The sequence below is a fragment of the Streptomyces kaniharaensis genome (assembly GCF_009569385.1).
Lineage (GTDB): Bacteria > Actinomycetota > Actinomycetes > Streptomycetales > Streptomycetaceae > Kitasatospora > Kitasatospora kaniharaensis.
Window position 1 is genome coordinate 1,287,291 of the sequence record NZ_WBOF01000001.1, and the last position, 18,939, is coordinate 1,306,229.

An 18,939-nucleotide genomic window follows, 5' to 3' on the forward strand; every position below is an offset into this window, starting at 1 on the left:
ACCCTACCGACGAAGGAAGATCAAGTCGTGGCACGCAGGGCATCGATCCCGCCGGGCTCTACAGGGCCACGGCCGTCAGGCGTCCAGCTCGGCGAGGAAGTCGAGCGCGACGGCGCACGTGCGCTCGGCGGCCTCGGCGTCGTAGTCGGCCAGGTCGGGGTCGGTGAAGAGATGCCCGGCTCCGTGGTACCGGTGCACCTCCACATCCGCCCCGGCCTTGCGCATCCGCAGGTACCAGGCGTTCAGCCAGTCCTCGGTCTCGAACGGGTCCGGCTCGGCGACGTGCAGCTGCACCGGGATCTCGCTGGCCGCGTCCTCCCGCAGGTCGGAGGTGCCATGCAGGAGCAGCAGCCCGCGCGCCTTCTCGTCCGCGAGCGCGAGGTTCTGTGCGAGCGAGCCGCCCAGCGAGAGGCCCGCGTACACCAGGCCGCGGTCGGACAGCGGGGCGACGGCGCCGACCGCCCGCCGCAGCAGTTCGTCGTTCCCGCCGACCTCCTCCTGGTACGCCAGCCCTTCCTCGATGTCGTCGAAGGTCCGCCCGTCGAAGAGATCCGGCGTGTGCACGGTGTGCCCGGCGGCGCGCAGCCGGTCTGCGGCGGCGTGGACGGCGGGGCGCAGCCCGTAGGCGGAGTGGAAGAGGACGATCTGGGCCACGGTCGGGGTCCTTGGAATCGGAGTCGGCTACCCACCCATGATCCCGTACGCGGGACAGTACGAGGTCCTCCGCCTGGGGCGGCCTCCGGCGATCTGACGGCCACCAGCGCTGATCCCGTACAAGGACGCGCTACGACACCACGTCCTTCCGCCCGAACCCCCGGAAGGCCAACGCCAGCAGCACCACCGCGTACGAGAGCGACAGCGAGACGCCCTGCACCATGCCGCCCCACTCCAGCTGCGGCTGCAGGGCGTCCGCCCACGCGTACTGCCAGTGCGCTGGCAGCCACTGCCGCAGGTCGCCCAGCGCCGTGACGGCGTCCAGCACCCCGGTGATGATCGACGCGAACACCGCCCCGCCGACCGCGCCCAGCGGCGCGTCCGTCGCCGTCGAGAGCCAGAACGCCAGCGCCGCGATCACGATCTCGCTGAGGAACACGAACGCCACCGCGATGGCCAGCCGCGGCAGCGCCTGCCCGGCCGACAGGCTGACGCCCGTCGGGAGCTTCAGATCCCCCCACCCGTACGCGATCGTCCCCACGACCAGCCCGATCGCGGGCAGCATGACCACCGCGGCCGCCGAGAACGCCAGCCCGACCACGAACTTGCGCGCCAGCAGCCGGGCCCGGGGCACCGGCGCGGCCAGCAGGTAGCGCAACGAGGACCAGCTGGCCTCGGAGGCGACGGTGTCGCCGCAGAACAGCGCGACCGGGATCACCAGCATGAAGCCGGTGCCCACGAACAGCATCGTGATGGCGAAGTTGGGCCCGGAGGCGGTCGCCAGCTCGATGAACGTCGTCCGGTCCGGACGGCCCGGCGTGCCGCCGATCTGGAACGCGGCCAGCAGCACCAGCGGCATCGCCGCCAGCACCCCGCCGATGATCAGCGTCCGCCGCCGCCGCAGCTGCCGCATGGCCTCGACCCGCAGCGGCAGCGTCCGCCCCGCCCGGTACCCCTCGGCGTGATCCGCCGAAACGGCGCCACTCACACCCGTTGCGACGTCACTCACGCCCGACTCGACGCCACCCGCGCCCGCTGCGGCGCCACCCACGCCCGACTCGACGCCACTCACGCCGCACCTCCGATCAACGACAGGAACGCGTCCTCCAGCCGCCGGTGCGGCCCGGCGCTCTCCACCGGCACGCCGAGGCGCACCAGCTCGGCCAGCAGCTCGCTCGCCGCCAGCCCGTCCAGTTGCACCAGCAGCCCGCCCTCGACGGCCTCCGCCGAGCCGACCCCGGCGAGCGCGTCCACCTTCTCGACGACCGACTCCGGCGCGTACGAGGCGGCGACACCGATCATCAGCAGTTCGCCGGCCCCGACGATCTCGCCGACGGCGCCCGTCGTCACCAGCTGCCCGTGGTCCATCACCACGAGATCCGTGCAGCTCTGCTCCACCTCGGCCAGCAGGTGGCTGGACACGATGACGGTCCGCCCGGCCGCCGCGTACCGGATCATCACCTCGCGCATCTCGCGGATCTGCGGCGGGTCGAGCCCGTTGGTCGGCTCGTCCAGGATGAGCAGGTCCGGCATCCCCAGCATCGCCTGGGCGATCGCGAGCCGCTGCCGCATGCCCTGCGAGTACGTCCGGACCGCGCGGTCGAGCGCCTCGCCGAGCCCGGCGATGGCGAGCGCCTCGTCGAAGCGGGCGTCCTCCTCCGGCCGTCCGGTGGCCTGCCAGTACAGCCGCAGGTTGGCCCGCCCGCTGAGGTGCGGCAGGAAGCCCGCGCCCTCGACGAACGCGCCGACCCGGGAGAGCACCGGCGCGCCCGGCCGCACCAGGTGGCCGAAGATCCGGATCTCGCCCGCGTCGGGCCTGATCAGGCCCATCAGCATCCGCAGGGTGGTGGTCTTGCCGGCGCCGTTGGGCCCGAGCAGGCCGAGCACCTGCCCCTGCTCGACCCGGAAGCTCAACTCCCGTACGGCGTACCGGTCCGCGGCACCCTGGTAGCGCTTGCTGAGCCCGGTGATCTGCAGTGGCACTTCGGCGAGCGCCGGGTCGTAACCAGGCCCCCGCGGCACCCGGCGCCGCCGCAGCCAGGGCAGGAGCACCACACCGGCTGCCACCGCAACGGCGACCAGCGGCAGCACCCAGGTGCGCGCGGGCAGCGGCGCCGCCTCGGTGACCAGCCCTTCGACGGTCGGCACGCTGAGCGCCCCGGCCACCGCCACCCGGTAGGTGGCCGGTTCGGCGGGCGAGGCGTACGCGAGGTCGGTGCCGGCCAGGACGAGCCGTAGCCGGTGCCCCGCCGGGAAGGTGTGGTCGACGGCGGGCAGCGCGACCGTCACGGTCCGGCCCGCGTCCGCGCCGGTGACCCGCAGCGGGGCGGCGAGCTGCTGCGGCAGCACGGCCTTGCCGTCCGGCCCGACGTCGTACAGCTTGGCGAAGAGCACCGCGTCCGCCTTGTCGGCCTGTACCCGGACGGGCACGGTCGGCTGACCGGTCAGGTGCAGCGGGCCGTCGAGCGGCGCGGACTCGAAGGCGGCGTGCTGGCCGGGGAAGTCGAGCGACAGCCCGGCGCCGAGCGAGGCGGCCTGGCTGAGCGCGCCGATGCCGGGCAGCGTGGAGATGTTCGGCGGCGCGCCGCCGGGCGGATTCGCGAAGGTCTTCTCGCCACCGGCCAGCTCGACCGAGCGCGAGCCCGTCCCGCCCAGGCCCGGGTACCGGTCGGCGGTGGCGCCGCGCAGCACGGCCTGGAAGCCCGTGGAGTCGACCCCGCCGGTACGGGTGACGCGGAACGCCGGACCGGTGTCGTTCCCGCGCCCCGTCAGATAGTGGTCGAACCAGGCGGTCACCCGGTCGTCCACCCGGGCGCTGGTGTCGGTGCCGCCGTCGTGCCCGCCCGCGAACCAGTCCACCGCGACGGGCGCGCCGTTGGCGGCGACCGCCCGGGCGATCGCGTCGCCCTGGTCGAGCGGGAACAGCGAGTCCTGCTGGCCCTGGACGACCAGGGTGGGCGCCGTGAGCTGCGCGGCCACCGAGGACGGGCTGGAGCGCTCCAGCAGCGCGACGGCGTCCGGATCGGCGTGCCCGGCGGTGGCGACCCGGTCGTACATCTGGCAGAGCGACTCCAGGAACCGCCCGCACCCGACCGGCCTGCCCTCATCCGCCCCGCCGTCGCCCGGCTTCGACCCGCCGCCCCCGCGCGGCGCGCCGCCGGACGGCCCGAGGTCGCCGGCCGCGCCCGTGGTGAAGAAGATCCCGGCCCAGAGCTTCTTGAACACGCCGTCCGCCGCGTCCGAGCCCTGCATGCCCTGCGGGAACAGCGCGTCGGCCAGGTTCCACCACGTGATCTGGGTGGCCACCGCGTCGATCCGGTGATCGTACGCGGATGCCAGCAGCGAGATCGCCCCGCCGTAGGAGGCGCCGGTGATGCCGACCCGGGGATCACCGGGGGCGTCGAGCCGCACCTCGGGCCGCTGTGCCAGCCAGTCCACCAGGTGTTTCACGTCCTCGACCTCGCGGTCGGGCGCGTTGAGGCCGATCTTCCCGCCGGAGTGTCCGAAGCCGCGCGCCGACCAGGTCAGCACCGCGTAGCCCTGCCGGGCCAGCTGCCGGGCGCGGTCGCGCTCGCCGTCCTTGGAGCCGCCGAAGCCGTGCGCGAGCAGGACGGCCGGGCGCGGGGTGGACCCGGTGGTGAAGAACGAGGTGTCCAGCTGGACTTGCCGGTCGCTGCCGGGCGTCTCCGGCATGCTGAGGAAACGATCCTCCTGACGGACCGCCTGCTCGCCGCCGGCCGCCACCGCCGCCGAGCCGACCCCGGCGACGGCCACCAGGGCCACCGCGCCGGCCAGCAGTCTTCGTCGCGCCACCGTCCCGCGACCGCGCCACCGGCGCCATGCCCCACCGAGCTCCATGGGCGTTGATCGTATCCGTCGCGCGGGTAGGCGCCCGATAAAGCCCCTGACCGTTTCGCCCGGTTCGGCCCTCCGCAACCCGGAAGCAACGTTCCCCGCACCCCGAGAAGGGGCACGGGGAACCGGCCACAGAAGCGGGGCTACAGAACCCGTGTCATCGTCCGATGCGGAATCCCGGCGTCCTCGTACACCGACCCCTCCGCCACGTACCCCAGCCGCTCGTAGAACCCCAGCGCCTGCACCTGGGCATGCAGCTCCAGCTCGACCGCCCCGCGCTCGACGGCCGCCGCCTCGATCGCCCGCACGAGCTCGGCCCCGAGCCCGGTCCCCCGGGCCGCCCGGACCACCGCGAGCCGCCCGAGCAGCACCCGGCCCTCGACACCCCCGGTGAGCTTCAGCGCCTGCTCCCCGAAGATCAGCCGTCCGGTCCCGAGCGCGGCGCCGTCCGCGCCCACCGCCAGCAGGTGCACCGACGTGGCGTCGTACTCGTCGTACTCCAGCTCCTCCGGCACGTTCTGCTCGACGACGAACACCTCACGCCGGACGGCCCGCACCAGCGCCAGGTCCGCCTCGCCCTCGGCGACCCTGATCCCGACCGTCGCCGTCATCTCAGCTCTCCGCCGAGATGATGTCGAGCGCCTTGCGCAGGTCGGCCGGGTAGTCGCTGGAGAACTCCACCCACTGCCCGTCCGCCGGGTGCTCGAAGCCGAGCGAGACGGCGTGCAGCCACTGGCGGGTCAGCCCGAGCCGCTTGGCGAGCGTCGGGTCGGCGCCGTACGTCAGGTCGCCCACGCACGGGTGCCGCAGCGCGGACATGTGCACCCGGATCTGGTGGGTGCGGCCGGTCTCCAGCTTCACGTCCAGCAGCGAGGCGGCCCGGTACGCCTCGATCAGGTCGTAGTGCGTGACGGACGGCTTGCCGTCCCGCGTGACCGCCCACTTCCAGTCCGAGCTGGGGTGCCGGCCGATGGGCGCGTCGACGGTCCCGCTCAGCGGGTCCGGGTGCCCCTGGACGAGGGTGTGGTACCGCTTCTCGGTGACGCGGTCGTGGAACTGCCGCTTCAGGTCGGTGTACGCGCGCTCGGACTTGGCGACGACCATCAGCCCGGAGGTGCCGACGTCGAGGCGGTGCACGATGCCCTGGCGCTCGGCGGCGCCGGACGTGGAGATCCGGTAGCCGGCCGCGGCGAGCCCGCCGATGACGGTGGGGCCGGTCCAGCCGGGGCTGGGGTGCGCGGCGACGCCGACGGGCTTGTCGACGAGCACGATGTCCTCGTCGTCATGGACGATGCGCATGCCGTCGACCGGCTCGGCGACGATCTGCACCGGGGCCGCGGGGGCGGGGATCTCGACCTCCAGCCAGGAGCCGGCGGTGACCCGGTCCGACTTGCCGGCCGTGGCGCCGTCGAGCGTCACCTTGCCGTCGGCGGCCAGCTCGGCGGCCTTGGTCCGGGAGAAGCCGAACATCCGGGCGAGGGCGGCGTCGAGACGCTCGCCCTCCAGGCCGTCGGGAACGGGGAGGCTGCGGATCTGCGCTGCGGTACTCACCCGTACGAGTATGCCGGAAACGCGGCCCGCCCCTGCCGCCGTCCCGGTCGGGGCCTACTTCTCGGACTTCTCCGGCTTCTTCTCCGCCTGGTGCACGGTCCCGTCCGGGTTGCTGCCGCGGAAGGAGAGCAGCACGACGAGGATCCCGCCGCAGACGATCGCCGAGTCGGCGAGGTTGAACACCGCGAAGTGCTGGACGGAGATGAAGTCCACCACGTGCCCGCGGAAGACACCCGGCGCGCGGAACAGCCGGTCGGTGAGGTTGCCCAGCGCTCCGCCGAGCAGCAGTCCGAGCGCGATCGCCCAGGGCAGGCTGTACAGGCGGCGGGCGATGCGCCAGATCACCACGATGACGGCCGCGGCGATCATGGTGAAGACGACGGTGAGCGCCTGACCCATGCCGAAGGCGGCGCCGGAGTTGCGGATCACCTGGAGCGTGACGACGTCGCCGATCACCTTGATCGCCGCGTGGTTCTCCAGCCGGGCGACGACCAGCAGCTTGCTGCCGAGGTCGATCAGGAACGCGAGCACGGCGACGACCAGCAGAACGCCGATCCGCCGCGGACCCTTGGGCCGCTCCGCCGCCGTCGCGCCAGTCACGGGAGCCGCCTCGGCTGGCTCGGCCACGGCCACCTCCACGGCATCGGCGGGGGTCGGGACGGCGTCGTCCCGGGTCTGGGGGGAACCTTGCGTACTGATGATCCGCTCCGCTGCCGATGGAACTCCCCCGGCCGGAGGTGGGGGAGGGTGGTGGGCCGATGACGTCCCGGACGCGTCCGTTGCGGACGTTCCTGGTGACGTTCGGGCGACGTTACGGGGTCGAGCGTACGGCAAGCCCGACCCCCCGCGTCGCGTCGGTCGGCCGGTTCAGCGGCGTTCCTGCTTGGCCTTGCACTGCACGCAGAGCGTGGCCCGCGGGAAGGCCTGCATCCGGGCCTTGCCGATGGCCTGCCCGCAGGACTCGCAGACGCCGAAGCCGACGCCTTCCAGCCTGGCCAGGGCGTGCTCGGTCTGGGCGAGGCTGTCGCGCGCGTTGTTGGCGAGGGCCAGCTCGCTCTCCCGCGAGATGTTCTTCGTACCGGCGTCCACCTGGTCGTCGCCGGCTCCGTCGTTGGAGTCACGCATCAGCCCGGAGATGGCGGCCTCGGCGGCACCGATCTCGTTCTGCAGCCGCTCCAGGTCGCGGATCAGCTCGGTGTGCAGCTCGTGGACCTCCTCGGAGGTCCAGGGCTCCTCGCCGGGACGGACCGGCAGCGTGGCCGGGTCCACGGATTCGGCTCCGAGCGGCACGGTGACGGTGTCGATGCTGGTGTTCTGCCGTGCGGTAGTGGTCACGGTCCCCTCCCCTGGATCGGCCGCCACGGCCTTGCGTGCCCGCTTCGTGGCGGTGCCCACGCCGGTTGCCTTATCAGCCATGGCTTCGACCCCATCTACGAACGAATCGAGCCGCCGGTTCCCGGCGGCCTCCAGTGCCGGAACGATAATCCCGATCAAAACCGGTCACAACATGACATACCGGCACCCCAGCATGATCCCACCCAGGCAGCCGCCCCAACCGCCCCGGCCCCACGCCGACCAGATTTGTGCCCAGAACACCCCCGCCTAATCACCCCCGCACACCGGGGAAAGCACCGCGCGGAATCGACTTGCGGCAGCCGATACACTGGGCCTGCAAGGCGCAGATGGGACGAGTACCGACGTACGCAGCCACCAGCGACCCGGGGACGGTGCGAGCCCGGGGGTGTGCGCGGCGGGAAGATCACCCCGGAGCCGCCGGAAGAACAGCCGCCCGCCTCGGCGCGGCGGCCCACTAGACCCGGCAGCAAGCCCAAACAAGAGGGCCGCAGGCAGTACCGCGGCCAAGGAGGGTGGTACCGCGGGACGGCAAGCCGTCTCGTCCCTCCGTCGGATCCCGTCCACATCCGCCGGAGGTATGACGCCCGCGATGACTACCTACAACGCCGTCCCCGCGCAGGTGGATCTGCCTGCCCTGGAGCACCGGATCCTGTCCTTCTGGCAGGACAACAAGATCTTCCAGCGCAGCCTGGAGCAGTCCGAGGGCCGCCCCGAGTGGGTCTTCTACGAGGGCCCGCCGACCGCCAACGGCATGCCCGGCGCCCACCACATCGAGGCCCGCGTCTTCAAGGACGTCTTCCCGCGCTTCCGGACGATGAAGGGCTACCACGTCGCCCGCAAGGCCGGCTGGGACTGCCACGGCCTCCCGGTCGAGCTGGCCGTCGAGAAGGAGCTGGGCTTCTCCGGCAAGCAGGACATCGAGGCGTACGGCATCGCCGAGTTCAACGCCAAGTGCCGCGAGTCGGTGACCCGCCACACCGACGCCTTCTCCGAGCTGACCACCCGCATGGGGTACTGGGTCGACCTCGACGAGGCCTACCGGACGATGGACCCGTCGTACGTCCAGTCCGTCTGGTGGTCGCTCAAGCAGATCTTCGACAAGGGCCTGCTGGTCCAGGACCACCGGGTCGCCCCCTGGTGCCCGCGCTGCGGCACCGGCCTGTCCGACCACGAGCTGGCCCAGGGCTACGAGACCGTCGTCGACCCATCGGTCTTCGTCCGCTTCCCGCTGACCGGCGGCCCGCTGGCCGGCGAGGCCGCGCTGCTGGTCTGGACGACCACCCCGTGGACCCTGGTCTCCAACACCGCCGCCGCCGTCCACCCCGAGGTCACCTACGTGGTGGCCACCGACGGCAACGAGAAGCTGGTCGTCGCCGAACAGCTGGTCGCCAAGGCCCTCGGCGAGGGCTGGGAGACCACCGGCCAGTCCTTCACCGGCGCCGAGATGGAGCACTGGGCCTACCGCCGCCCGTTCGACCTGGTCGAGATCGAGAACGCGCACTTCGTCCTCAACGCCGACTACGTCACCACGGAGGACGGCACCGGCATCGTCCACCAGGCCCCCGCCTTCGGTGCGGACGACCTCGCGACCTGCCGCAAGTACGGCCTTCCGGTGGTCAACCCGGTGCTGGCCGACGGCACCTTCGCCCCCGACGTCCCGCTGGTCGGCGGCCAGTTCTTCAAGAAGGCCGACGAGGCCCTGGTCGCCGACCTCAAGGCGCGCGACCTGCTCTTCCGCCACGTTCCGTACGAGCACAGCTACCCGCACTGCTGGCGCTGCCACACCGCGCTGCTCTACTACGCGCAGCCGTCCTGGTACATCCGGACCACCGCCGTCAAGGACGGGCTGATCCGTGAGAACGAGGCCACCAACTGGTTCCCGGAGACGGTCAAGCACGGCCGCTTCGGCGACTGGCTGAACAACAACATCGACTGGGCGCTCAGCCGCAACCGCTACTGGGGCACCCCGCTGCCGATCTGGCGCTGCGAGGAGCGCCACCTCACCTGCGTCGGCTCGCTGGCCGAGCTGTCCGAGCTCACAGGCGCCGACCAGAGCGGCCTCGACCCGCACCGCCCGTTCATCGACGAGGTCACCTTCGCCTGCCGCGAGTGCGGCGGCACCGCGACCCGGGTGCCCGAGGTGATCGACGCCTGGTACGACTCGGGCTCGATGCCGTTCGCCCAGTACGGCTACCCGTACCAGAACAAGGAGCTGTTCGAGAAGCGCTACCCGGCGCAGTTCATCTCCGAGGCGATCGACCAGACCCGCGGCTGGTTCTACACGCTGATGGCGGTCGGCACCCTGGTGTTCGACAAGAACAGCTACGAGAACGTCGTCTGCCTGGGCCACATCCTGGCCGAGGACGGCCGCAAGATGTCCAAGCACCTGGGCAACATCCTGCAGCCGATCCCGCTGATGGACCAGCACGGCGCGGACGCCGTCCGCTGGTTCATGGCGGCCGGCGGATCGCCCTGGTCGGCCCGCCGGGTCGGCCACGGCACGATCCAGGAGGTGGTCCGCAAGACCCTCCTCACCTACTGGAACACCGTCGCCTTCCAGGCCCTGTACGCCCGCACCTCCGACTGGGCCCCCTCGGCGAGCGACCCGGCCCCGGCCGACCGCCCGCTGCTGGACCGCTGGGTGCTCTCCGAGCTGAACACCCTGGTCCGCGAGGTCGACGCGGCCTTCGAGGCGTACGACACCCAGCGCGCCGGCAAGCTGCTCTCCGGCTTCGTCGACGACCTGTCCAACTGGTACGTCCGCCGCGGCCGCCGCCGCTTCTGGCAGGGCGACGCCGCCGCGCTCGCCACCCTGCACGAGGCGCTGGAGACGGTCACCCGTCTGATGGCCCCGCTCACCCCGTTCATCACCGAGCGGGTCTGGCAGGACCTGGTCGTCCCGGTCGTCCCGGACGCCCCGGCCTCGGTCCACCTGTCCACCTGGCCGGAGGCGGACGAGACGCTGATCGACGCCGACCTCTCCCGGCACATGGCGCTGGTGCGCCGCCTGGTCGAGCTCGGCCGGGCCACCCGCGCCGAGTCCGGCGTGAAGACCCGTCAGCCGCTGTCCCGCGCGCTGATCGCCGCCCAGGGCTGGGACGAACTGCCCGCCGACCTGCGCGCGCAAATCGCCGAGGAGCTCAACGTCTCCACCCTGGAGTCTCTGGCTGAGGTGGGCGGCTCGCTGGTCGACACCACGGCCAAGGCCAACTTCCGCGCCCTGGGCAAGCGCTTCGGCAAGGGCGTGCAGGACGTCGCCAAGGCGGTCGCCGCCGCCGACGCCGCCCGCCTGGCCGCCGAGCTGCGCGCGAACGGCGAGACCGGCGTCGAGCTCGACGGCGAGACGGTCTCCCTCTCCCCGGACGAGGTGATCATCACCGAGACCCCGCGCGAGGGCTGGGCCGTCGCCAAGGAGTCCGGCGCCACCGTCGCCCTCGACCTGGCCATCACCCCGGAGCTCAAGCGGCTCGGCATCGCCCGCGACGCCATCCGCCAGATCCAGGAGGCCCGGAAGAACTCCGGCCTGGACGTCGCCGACCGCATCGTCCTCCGCTGGCGCGCCACCTCCGAGGAGACCGCCGAGGCCATCGCCGAGCACGGCCCCCTGGTCGCCGAAGAGGTGCTCGCCACCGACTTCGCCGCCGGCGCCGCCGACTGGGACTCCGAGAGCTTCACCGACGAATCCCTCGGCCTCGCCTTCCAGCTCCGCAAGGCCTGACCTGCCCGAACGGAACCGCCGCCACCTCCCCTCCGGAGGTGGCGGCGGTTCTGTTTCACGCCCCCCGCCCGACCCCCGCGCCCGCAGGGGCGCGAGGACGCGCGCGCCGCGGACTCCCCTTCCCACCCCAAGCGCCCTCCCCACATCCGGCTCCCCATCCGCGCACACAAAAAAGGCGCCCCCTCCCCGACCCGAAGGTCGGAAAGGGGACGCCTCGAAAGGCCCTGCTACAACCTCAGTTGTCGCCGTCCTCGTCGATCAGGAAGCCCCGCATCGGCGCCGGAGCCTGCTGCATCGGCTGCGGCGGCTGCGGCCGGACGGCCGCCATCGGCTGGGTCATCCCGGCCGGCTGCATCTGCGGCGCCCCGGTGTTGCCACCGTTCGACTGCCCGCCGAAGCTCGGCGCCGGCGAGTTACCGCCGAAGGAGGTCTGTCCGCCGAAGGACGGCGAGCTACCGCCGAAGGCCGGCTGGTTCCCACCGAAGCTCGGCCCGCTGCTCATCGGGCTCGCGGCCGGAGCCATCGACGAGGCGGCCGGCGGCAGCGACGCGGTGGCGGGGATCCGCGGCGGGGCGAGCGAGTCGTCGGCCTGCGACTCCAGCTGACGGAGCTGGGTCTCCAGGTACGACTTCAGGCGCGTGCGGTACTCGCGCTCGAACGCCCGCAGGTCCTCGACCTTGCGCTCCAGCGTGGCCCGCGCGGACTCCAGCGAGCCCATCGCGACCCGGTGCTTCTCCTGCGCGTCCCGCTCCAGGGCGTCCGCCTTGGCCCGGGCGTCGCGCTCCAGGCCCTCGGCCCGGCTGCGCGCCTCGCCGACGATCTTGTTGGCCTCGGAGCGGGCCTCGGAGATCGCCTGATCGGCGGTCTGCTGGGCGAGCGCCAGCACGCGGGCGGCACTGTCGCCGCCGGGGCCCTGCTGCTGCATCGGGCCGCCGAGCGGGCCGCCCATCTGCTGCGGGCCGCCCATGGGGCCGCCCATCGGCTGCATCTGCTGCTGGCCCATGCCCTGGCCCATGCCCTGGCCCATCGGGTTGCCCATCTGCTGCGGGCCACCGGGGCCGCCCATCGGCTGCATCATCTGACCGCCCATCGGCTGGACCAGCTGCTGCTGGCCGCCCATGGTCTGGTTCATCTGCTGCTGCGGGCCGCCCATCTGCTGCGGACCACCGGGGCCGGCGGGGAGCTGCGGGGCGCCGGAGGGCAGGCCGAGGGGCTGGTTGCCCATCTGCTGCTGCGGGCCCGGACCCATCTGCTGGGGACCACCGGGGCCCATCTGCTGCGGGCCGCCCGGACCCTGCTGGCCGGGGACCGGCGGACCGGATATGGCGGCCGGGACGGGAGCACCGGGACGCGCGTCCTGCGGCGGTTCCTTCCGCAGGTTGGCCTGGTTCTGCGCGGCGGCACGAGTCGCGGCGGCCAGCTTGGCGCGCAGGTCCTCGTTCTCGCGAAGCAGACGGGTCAGCTCCGCCTCGACCTCGTCGAGGAAGGCATCGACCTCGTCCTCGTCATAGCCTTCGCGCAGGCGGACGGTCGTGAACTGCTTGTTCCGCACGTCCTCGGGGGTCAATGGCATCTCTTCACCTCAACGTGATCGTCGGCACACCGGCATCCTGTCGCATCGCTCACCTACGACTAGGGCCGCACAAGCGAGATCAGGACATACACAATGATCATCAGTACGAAGAACGACAGGTCGAGCGCCACGCCCCCGAGACGCAACGGCGGGATGAACCGCCGAAGAAGCTTGAGCGGCGGATCCGTGACAGTGTACGTGGCCTCCAGGACCAGGACCATGGCCCTGCCGGGCCGCCACGAACGCGCGAACTGGAAGACCCAGTCCATCACCAGCCGCACAAGCAGGAACACCAGGAAGACGGTCAGGGCGTAATAGGCCACCGCCCACACGATCTCCATCGCCCTTCCTCCCCGGTCCCGGGCCCTGGGGCCCGCCGCCTGTCGCTAACCCACTGTTGATCAGATCCACACGTAAAGTCGTGGCCGGGTCAGCTCTGGTTGAAGAACCCACCCTCGGCGATCCGAGCCTTGTCCTCCGCCGTGACATCGACGTTAGCAGGCGACAGCAGGAACACCTTCTGTGTCACGCGCTCGATACTGCCGTGCAGACCGAAGACGAGTCCAGCGGCGAAGTCTACGAGTCGCTTGGCATCAGTGTCGTCCATCTCGGTCAGATTCATGATCACCGGGGTACCGCCACGGAACTGTTCCCCGATGGTACGGGCCTCGTTGTAGGTGCGAGGGTGCAGCGTGGTGATGCGGTAGGGCTCTCGTTCGTTCACTACCTTGGGCATGATCACCGGTGCGCTCTTCTCCAGGTTGTGGCGGCGTTCGGGTGTGATGGACGACACTGGGGCCATCCTCGGGGTCTCCTGCCGGATCGGGACCGCGGCCGGCACCGGCTGCGGGGTGATCGAGGAGACCGGGGCAGGTGCCGCGGCCGGCCGGGGAATGTCCTCCGTCCGCGCCCCCGTTCGAATCGGCTCGGGGTCCGCGTCGTAGTCGTCGTCGGGGTCGTACCCCTGGCCGTCGTACGTCTCGTCCTCCACGAGGCCGAGGTAGACCGCCATCTTGCGCATTGCGCCGGCCATGCTCCTGTCTCCTCCGCTCGGTGGTTCGGCGGCCAGGGCCACTAGCCCTGCCTGCGGATCCGCGGCGGTCTGCCCACGACAGCCCGTCAGATCGACGGATGGTCAGATTTCGTGGGGTGGGGCCGCAGAGCTGCGATCCACGGTTCACCAGCGCTTCGAAAAGCTGCTAGTTTCTGTCCTGTTTTGTCCTGCAGTCTGATCTACTTACCCGGTGACGTTACCTGAGGGGTGACCTCACTCCGAGTACCGCCGTTCCGACGCGCACATGTGTCGCACCGGCGGCAATGGCCTGCTCAAGGTCGCCGCTCATGCCTGCGGAGACCATGGTGGCAGCAGGATGGGCCGTCCGTACTGCGGTTGCGATTTCCGCCAGCCGATCGAAGGCCCGGGCCGGGTCGCCGGCGAGCGGACCGGACAGCGGGGCGACGGTCATCACGCCGTCCAGCCGCAGCCCCGGCGCGCCGGCGATGGCGTCGGCCAGCTCCGCGACGTCCACCGGGGCGACCCCGGCCCGGTGCTCGCCCTCCCCGTGCTCCTTGTCCAGCGCGACCTGCACCAGGCAGCCCAGCTCCGGCCGCTCGGACTTGAGCACCGCCGCGGAGAGCGACTCGACCAGCCGCAGCCGGTCCACCGAGTGCACGTGGTTCGCGTACTGGACGACCGAGCGGACCTTGTTGGTCTGCAGCTGCCCGACGAAGTGCCAGTCGAGCGGAAGGTTTCTGCACCGCTCCGCCTTGGGCGCGGCGTCCTGGTCGCGGTTCTCCGCGACGTCCGTCACGCCCAGCGCGGCCAGCAGCGCGGTGTCCTCGGCCGGATAGGTCTTGGTGACGACGACCAGGGTGACCTCGTTCCGGGCCCGCCCGGCGGCCGCGCAGGCGTCGACGATCCGGCGCTCGACCACGTCGAGGTTGGTGCCCAGCTCCTCGAACCGGGCCCGCTGGCCCTCCGTCAGCCCCGCGAAGAACTCCGGGCTCCCCGGGAACGGTCCGTAGATGTCGTTCGTCATCAGTGATCAGAGCCCAACCAGACGTAGCTCGCGAGCCGGCCCGTGCGCTGCTCGCGGCGATAGGAGTAGTGATCGGCGGATTCGAGGGTGCAGACCGGTGATCGCATCACCTCGGTGACACCCGCCGCGGCCAGCTGGGCCGCCACTCCCTCCGGCACGTCCAGGGCCGGCGTCCCCCACGAGGTCTCGGCGAAGGCGGCGGGCACCGCCGAGGCGACCTCGGCGCGCAGTCCGGCCGGCACCTCGTAGCAGCGGCCGCACACCGCGGGGCCGGTGGCGGCGACGATCCGGCCGGGCTCTGCGCCCAGCTCGGCCATCGCCCGGACCACCGCGGGCACCACTCCGGCCGCGAGCCCGGGCCGGCCCGCGTGGGCCGCACCCACCACGCCCGCCACCGGGTCCGCCAGCAGCACCGGGGTGCAGTCGGCGGTCAGCACCGCGAGCGCGAGCGGCCGGCCGGTGACCACCGCATCCACGGTCGGGGCCTCCCCCAGCGGCTGGCGCTCCGTCACCACGGCGACGTCGGCGCCGTGCACCTGGTTCATCCAGACCACGTCGGCCGGGTCCAGCCCGAGCTCACGGGCGGCGATCGCCCGGTTCTCCCGGACCGCCTCCGGGTCGTCCCCCACCGCGCCGCCGAGGTTGAGCTCCCCGTACGGCGAAGTGCTCACCCCGCCCCACCGGTCGGTGAAGGCGAAGTGAGCACCATCGCGTACCGCGTGATCGATCACTTAAGGAAGTCCGGGACGTCGAGCTCCTCGGCCGGGCTCTCCACGAACGGCTGCCGGGCCGGCTGCACCTGCGGCGGCACCGGGGCGGTGGTCGTGGTGGCCGGGGTGTCGGCCGAGCGCGCCGGCGCGGCGGAGGTCTCGCCCTCCGAGCGGGACGTCACCGAGCCGATGCTCCCGTACGACGACCGGGAGGCCGGGCGCTCCGGGGCGGCCGACGACGTGGCCGGGGTGGCGGGGGTGGACTTGACCACCGGCTCACGGACGATGGCCGGCGGCTGGCCGCCGTCGAAGCCGGCCGCGATGACGGTGACCCGCACCTCGTCGCCGAGCGCGTCGTCGATGACCGCACCGAAGATGATGTTGGCCTCGGGGTGCGCGGCCTCGCTGACCAGCTGCGCGGACTCGTTGATCTCGAACAGGCCGAGGTCGGAGCCGCCGGAGATGGAGAGCAGCACACCGCGGGCGCCGTCGATCGAGGCCTCCAGCAGCGGCGAGGAGATCGCCATCACGGCGGCGGCCTTGGCGCGGTCCTCGCCGCGGGCCGAGCCGATGCCCATGAGCGCGGAGCCGGCGTCCGACATGACGGACTTGACGTCGGCGAAGTCCAGGTTGATCAGACCCGGGGTGGTGATCAGGTCGGTGATGCCCTGGACACCGGAGAGCAGGACCTGGTCGGCCGAGCGGAACGCGTCCAGCACGCTGACCTGGCGGTCCGAGATGGACAGCAGCCGGTCGTTGGGGATCACGATGAGGGTGTCGACCTCTTCGCGCAGGCTCGCGATGCCGTCCTCGGCCTGGTTGGCACGGCGCCGGCCCTCGAAGGTGAAGGGGCGGGTGACCACGCCGATGGTCAGTGCGCCGAGCGAGCGGGCGATGTTGGCGACGACGGGCGCGCCGCCCGTGCCCGTGCCACCCCCCTCGCCCGCGGTGACGAAGACCATGTCGGCCCCCTTGAGGACCTCCTCGATCTCCTCGCGGTGGTCCTCGGCGGCCTTGCGGCCGACCTCGGGGTTGGCTCCGGCGCCGAGGCCCCGGGTGAGTTCACGGCCCACATCGAGCTTGACGTCGGCGTCGCTCATGAGGAGGGCCTGCGCATCGGTGTTGATCGCGATGAACTCGACGCCCTTGAGACCGACCTCGATCATCCGGTTGATGGCGTTGACACCACCGCCGCCGATACCGACGACCTTGATGACTGCGAGGTAGTTCTGCGGTGCTGCCACGTCGAAGGCCTCTCGCCTCGAATTTCCGGGTCGGCCCGGCCCGATGAGGGCCCGTACCGACGGATGTCGATGGGGAGGGAGCCTGGTTTCTGACTGAATGTCCGAAATGCCGACCGCCGACCCCAACCCTAAACTTGACCTTTAGGGTTAGTCCTGTGCCTCCGTCACATCACCAGGGGGCACAGTCTGGTGACACAGGACACTAGGTGGCTCCGGGCACGTGTTTCAACGAACACGCCGAGCTTCCCTTTTTCTTTTGAGCCTATGTGATCATCGACCGGCATATGAAACCGGGGTGACCACCAAGGGTCGGGCCGACAGTCGAAGGCGTCAACCCCTCCCTCAGCCACAGAACTTACCGGATCATCCCGACACCGCCGGCGCGTCCGGAGCACTCACGTCGTAGTTCGTACCCTTCTGACTCATCAGCGCCAGCAGCACCCGGGCCTTCCGGTCGTTCTGCTCCGGACTCCCCCAGCGCACCGTCGCACCCCCGCTGAGCTGCAGTTCGATGTCGTCGTACGAGTGCACCAGCAGCGCGCCGGCCCGCTGGGCGACCTCGGCCGGAAGCCCGGCGGCCACCGACACGGCGCCCTGCACCAGCTGCGGACGGGAGATCACCCCGTCGACATCGTTCGCCTGCTGACTGAGTTGCAGCTGCACCACCGGTACCCCCGCCGGCGGGGCGGCCTCGGTGGCGAAGCTCACGCCGCCGGCATCCACCTGGGTGAACTGGCCGTCCTCCCCCTTGACGGCGGCCACCGCCCTGCGCTGGGTGACCTTCACCTGCAGCGTGTGCGGCCAGCCTCGCCAGACCTCGGCCCCGGCCACCCGCGGGATGGCCTCCACCCGGTGCCGGACGGCGTCCAGGTCCACGCGGGCCAGCGGGCCGTCGCCGACCCCGCCGATCGCCTCGCGGACCTGGTCCGCCGTCAGCCGGTCGTCGGCGGTTCCCTGGACGGCGACCTCGCGCACGTCCAGCACCGACGAGAAGAAGACCAGCCAGGCCAGCACGCCGACCACCGTGGCACCGAGCACGCTCAGCACCACGACGCCCCGTCGGGAGAGCCGGAGCCGGGGAGCGTGCTCCTCGGCCTCCAGCTCCTCCTCCAGGGGGTCGGCGAGCCGGCCGTCAGCCACGGCCGCGACCGCCGCGGGAGGCCTCGATCGCCTCGTAGACCATGCCGACCAGCAGCTCGTCGGCGTCCCGGCGGCCGAACTCGGCGGCGGCCCGGCTCATGTCCCACAGCTTCTGCGGGTCGGTGAGCACCGGCAGCACGTTCTGCAGCACCCAGTCCGCGGTCAGCTCGGCGTCGTCCACCAGCAGACCGCCGCCGGCCTTGACCATCGGCTGGGCGTTCAGCCGCTGCTCGCCGTTGCCGATCGGCAGCGGGACGAAGGCGGCGGGCAGCCCGACGGCCGCCAGCTCGGCCACCGTCATGGCGCCGGCCCGGCAGAGCATCAGGTCGGCGGCGGCGTAGGCGAGGTCCATCCGGTCGACGTACGGCACCACGCGGTACGGCGGCATCCCGGGGACGTCCTGCACCTGCGGCAGCTCGTTCTTCGGGCCGACCGCGTGCAGGATCTGCACGCCGTACTGCTGGAGCCGCGGGGCGATCGCCGTGACGGTCTCGTTCAGCCGGCGCGCGCCCTGGGAGCCGCCGGAGACCAGCAGGGTGGGCAGCCGCTGGTCGAGGCCGAAGTACTGCCGGGCCTCCGGGCGGGCCGCGTTGCGGTCCAGGGTGGCGATGGTCCGGCGCAGCGGGATGCCGATGTACCGGGAGTCGCGCAGCTTGCTGTCCGGGGTGGAGACGGCGACGAAGTCGGTGTAGCGCGCGCCGATCTTGTTGGCCAGGCCCGGGCGGGCGTTGGCCTCGTGCACCACGATCGGCACGCCGGCCCGCTTGGCGGCCAGGTAGGCCGGCATCGCGACGTAGCCGCCGAAGCCGACCACGGCGTCGGCGTTGACCCGCTCGATGATCTCCTGGGCGGCCCGGACGGTGCCGCGCAGCCGGCCCGGGACGGTGATCAGCTCGGGGGTGGGCTTGCGGGGCAGCGGGACGGCCGGGATGAGCTCCAGCTGGTAGCCGCGCTCGGGCACCAGCCGGGTCTCCAGACCGCGCTCGGTGCCCAGGGCGGTGATCCCGATGGACGGGTCGTGCCTGCGAAGGGCGTCCGCGAGCGCCATGGCCGGCTCGATGTGACCGGCGGTCCCCCCGCCGGCGAGTACGACATGCAC

At 72.0% G+C, this 18,939-nt stretch carries 16 protein-coding genes; 1 reads left to right on the forward strand and 15 read right to left on the reverse strand.

What is annotated here, in order from left to right; all coding sequences use genetic code 11:
* Window positions 1-75 precede the first annotated feature (75 nt).
* From F7Q99_RS05890 to F7Q99_RS05920, 7 genes are all read right to left on the reverse strand, one after another.
* A complete protein-coding gene (locus F7Q99_RS05890; RefSeq protein WP_326847177.1) occupies window positions 76-672 on the reverse strand; it encodes a dienelactone hydrolase family protein in 597 nt (198 codons plus the stop codon).
* Between the two features lie 112 nt (window positions 673-784).
* Window positions 785-1,567, reverse strand: a complete 783-nt coding sequence (locus tag F7Q99_RS05895; protein WP_153465845.1) for an ABC transporter permease — start codon at window positions 1,565-1,567, stop codon at window positions 785-787.
* 155 nt (window positions 1,568-1,722) lie between these two features.
* Window positions 1,723-4,512: an alpha/beta fold hydrolase gene (locus F7Q99_RS05900; protein ID WP_153460370.1), complete on the reverse strand. Its 2,790-nt coding sequence runs from the start codon at window positions 4,510-4,512 to the stop codon at window positions 1,723-1,725.
* A 140-nt stretch (window positions 4,513-4,652) separates the two neighbouring features.
* On the reverse strand, window positions 4,653-5,120 hold the full coding sequence (locus F7Q99_RS05905; protein WP_153460371.1) for a GNAT family N-acetyltransferase: 468 nt from the start codon (window positions 5,118-5,120) through the stop codon (window positions 4,653-4,655).
* A gap of 1 nt (window position 5,121) precedes the next feature.
* Complete coding sequence (locus F7Q99_RS05910; RefSeq protein WP_326846308.1) at window positions 5,122-6,060, reverse strand: RluA family pseudouridine synthase; 939 nt, start codon at window positions 6,058-6,060, stop codon at window positions 5,122-5,124.
* 54 nt (window positions 6,061-6,114) lie between these two features.
* Window positions 6,115-6,687 carry a signal peptidase II gene (lspA, locus tag F7Q99_RS05915; RefSeq protein WP_407697747.1) on the reverse strand — a complete coding sequence of 191 codons (573 nt, stop codon included), beginning with the start codon at window positions 6,685-6,687 and terminating at the stop codon, window positions 6,115-6,117.
* A 240-nt stretch (window positions 6,688-6,927) separates the two neighbouring features.
* Window positions 6,928-7,395, reverse strand: a complete 468-nt coding sequence (locus tag F7Q99_RS05920; RefSeq protein ID WP_326846310.1) for a TraR/DksA family transcriptional regulator — start codon at window positions 7,393-7,395, stop codon at window positions 6,928-6,930.
* A 610-nt stretch (window positions 7,396-8,005) separates the two neighbouring features.
* Here F7Q99_RS05920 and ileS point away from each other — a divergent pair.
* The gene (gene ileS, locus F7Q99_RS05925; protein ID WP_153460374.1) at window positions 8,006-11,134 is read left to right on the forward strand and encodes an isoleucine--tRNA ligase; all 3,129 of its coding nucleotides are present in this window, start codon (window positions 8,006-8,008) and stop codon (window positions 11,132-11,134) included.
* Between the two features lie 235 nt (window positions 11,135-11,369).
* On the opposite strand, the gene F7Q99_RS05930 is transcribed toward ileS, so the two are convergent.
* The 8 genes from F7Q99_RS05930 to murG all read right to left on the reverse strand — a co-directional run bounded on the left by F7Q99_RS05930 (window position 11,370) and on the right by murG (window position 18,939).
* Window positions 11,370-12,707 (reverse strand): DivIVA domain-containing protein, encoded by a 1,338-nt coding sequence (locus tag F7Q99_RS05930; RefSeq protein WP_153460375.1) that lies wholly within the window; start codon window positions 12,705-12,707, stop codon window positions 11,370-11,372.
* A gap of 59 nt (window positions 12,708-12,766) precedes the next feature.
* Window positions 12,767-13,048: a YggT family protein gene (locus F7Q99_RS05935; protein WP_153460376.1), complete on the reverse strand. Its 282-nt coding sequence runs from the start codon at window positions 13,046-13,048 to the stop codon at window positions 12,767-12,769.
* Between the two features lie 89 nt (window positions 13,049-13,137).
* Window positions 13,138-13,740: a cell division protein SepF gene (locus F7Q99_RS05940; RefSeq protein ID WP_153460377.1), complete on the reverse strand. Its 603-nt coding sequence runs from the start codon at window positions 13,738-13,740 to the stop codon at window positions 13,138-13,140.
* Between the two features lie 217 nt (window positions 13,741-13,957).
* Complete coding sequence (locus tag F7Q99_RS05945) at window positions 13,958-14,746, reverse strand: YggS family pyridoxal phosphate-dependent enzyme (RefSeq protein ID WP_153460378.1); 789 nt, start codon at window positions 14,744-14,746, stop codon at window positions 13,958-13,960.
* Window positions 14,746-15,477: a peptidoglycan editing factor PgeF gene (gene pgeF, locus F7Q99_RS05950; RefSeq protein ID WP_326846311.1), complete on the reverse strand. Its 732-nt coding sequence runs from the start codon at window positions 15,475-15,477 to the stop codon at window positions 14,746-14,748. Before pgeF ends, F7Q99_RS05945 begins: the two co-directional genes overlap by 1 nt.
* A complete protein-coding gene (ftsZ, locus tag F7Q99_RS05955; protein ID WP_326846312.1) occupies window positions 15,474-16,700 on the reverse strand; it encodes a cell division protein FtsZ in 1,227 nt (408 codons plus the stop codon). Before ftsZ ends, pgeF begins: the two co-directional genes overlap by 4 nt.
* Window positions 16,701-17,063: 363 nt before the next feature.
* Window positions 17,064-17,840 (reverse strand): cell division protein FtsQ/DivIB, encoded by a 777-nt coding sequence (locus tag F7Q99_RS05960; protein ID WP_153460379.1) that lies wholly within the window; start codon window positions 17,838-17,840, stop codon window positions 17,064-17,066.
* Window positions 17,833-18,939, reverse strand: coding sequence for an undecaprenyldiphospho-muramoylpentapeptide beta-N-acetylglucosaminyltransferase (gene murG, locus F7Q99_RS05965; RefSeq protein ID WP_326846313.1), 1,107 nt, complete (start codon window positions 18,937-18,939; stop codon window positions 17,833-17,835). Before murG ends, F7Q99_RS05960 begins: the two co-directional genes overlap by 8 nt.

Coding starts and splice junctions, on each gene's coding strand:
- F7Q99_RS05945 (WP_153460378.1), bottom strand. CDS start 14,746: ATGACGAACGACATCTACGGACCGTTCCCGGGGAGCCCGGAGTTCTTC.
- F7Q99_RS05905 (WP_153460371.1), bottom strand. CDS start 5,120: ATGACGGCGACGGTCGGGATCAGGGTCGCCGAGGGCGAGGCGGACCTG.
- F7Q99_RS05895 (WP_153465845.1), bottom strand. CDS start 1,567: ATGCGGCAGCTGCGGCGGCGGCGGACGCTGATCATCGGCGGGGTGCTG.
- ileS (WP_153460374.1), top strand. CDS start 8,006: ATGACTACCTACAACGCCGTCCCCGCGCAGGTGGATCTGCCTGCCCTG.
- F7Q99_RS05940 (WP_153460377.1), bottom strand. CDS start 13,740: ATGGCCGGCGCAATGCGCAAGATGGCGGTCTACCTCGGCCTCGTGGAG.
- F7Q99_RS05900 (WP_153460370.1), bottom strand. CDS start 4,512: ATGGAGCTCGGTGGGGCATGGCGCCGGTGGCGCGGTCGCGGGACGGTG.
- F7Q99_RS05930 (WP_153460375.1), bottom strand. CDS start 12,707: ATGCCATTGACCCCCGAGGACGTGCGGAACAAGCAGTTCACGACCGTC.
- F7Q99_RS05935 (WP_153460376.1), bottom strand. CDS start 13,048: ATGGAGATCGTGTGGGCGGTGGCCTATTACGCCCTGACCGTCTTCCTG.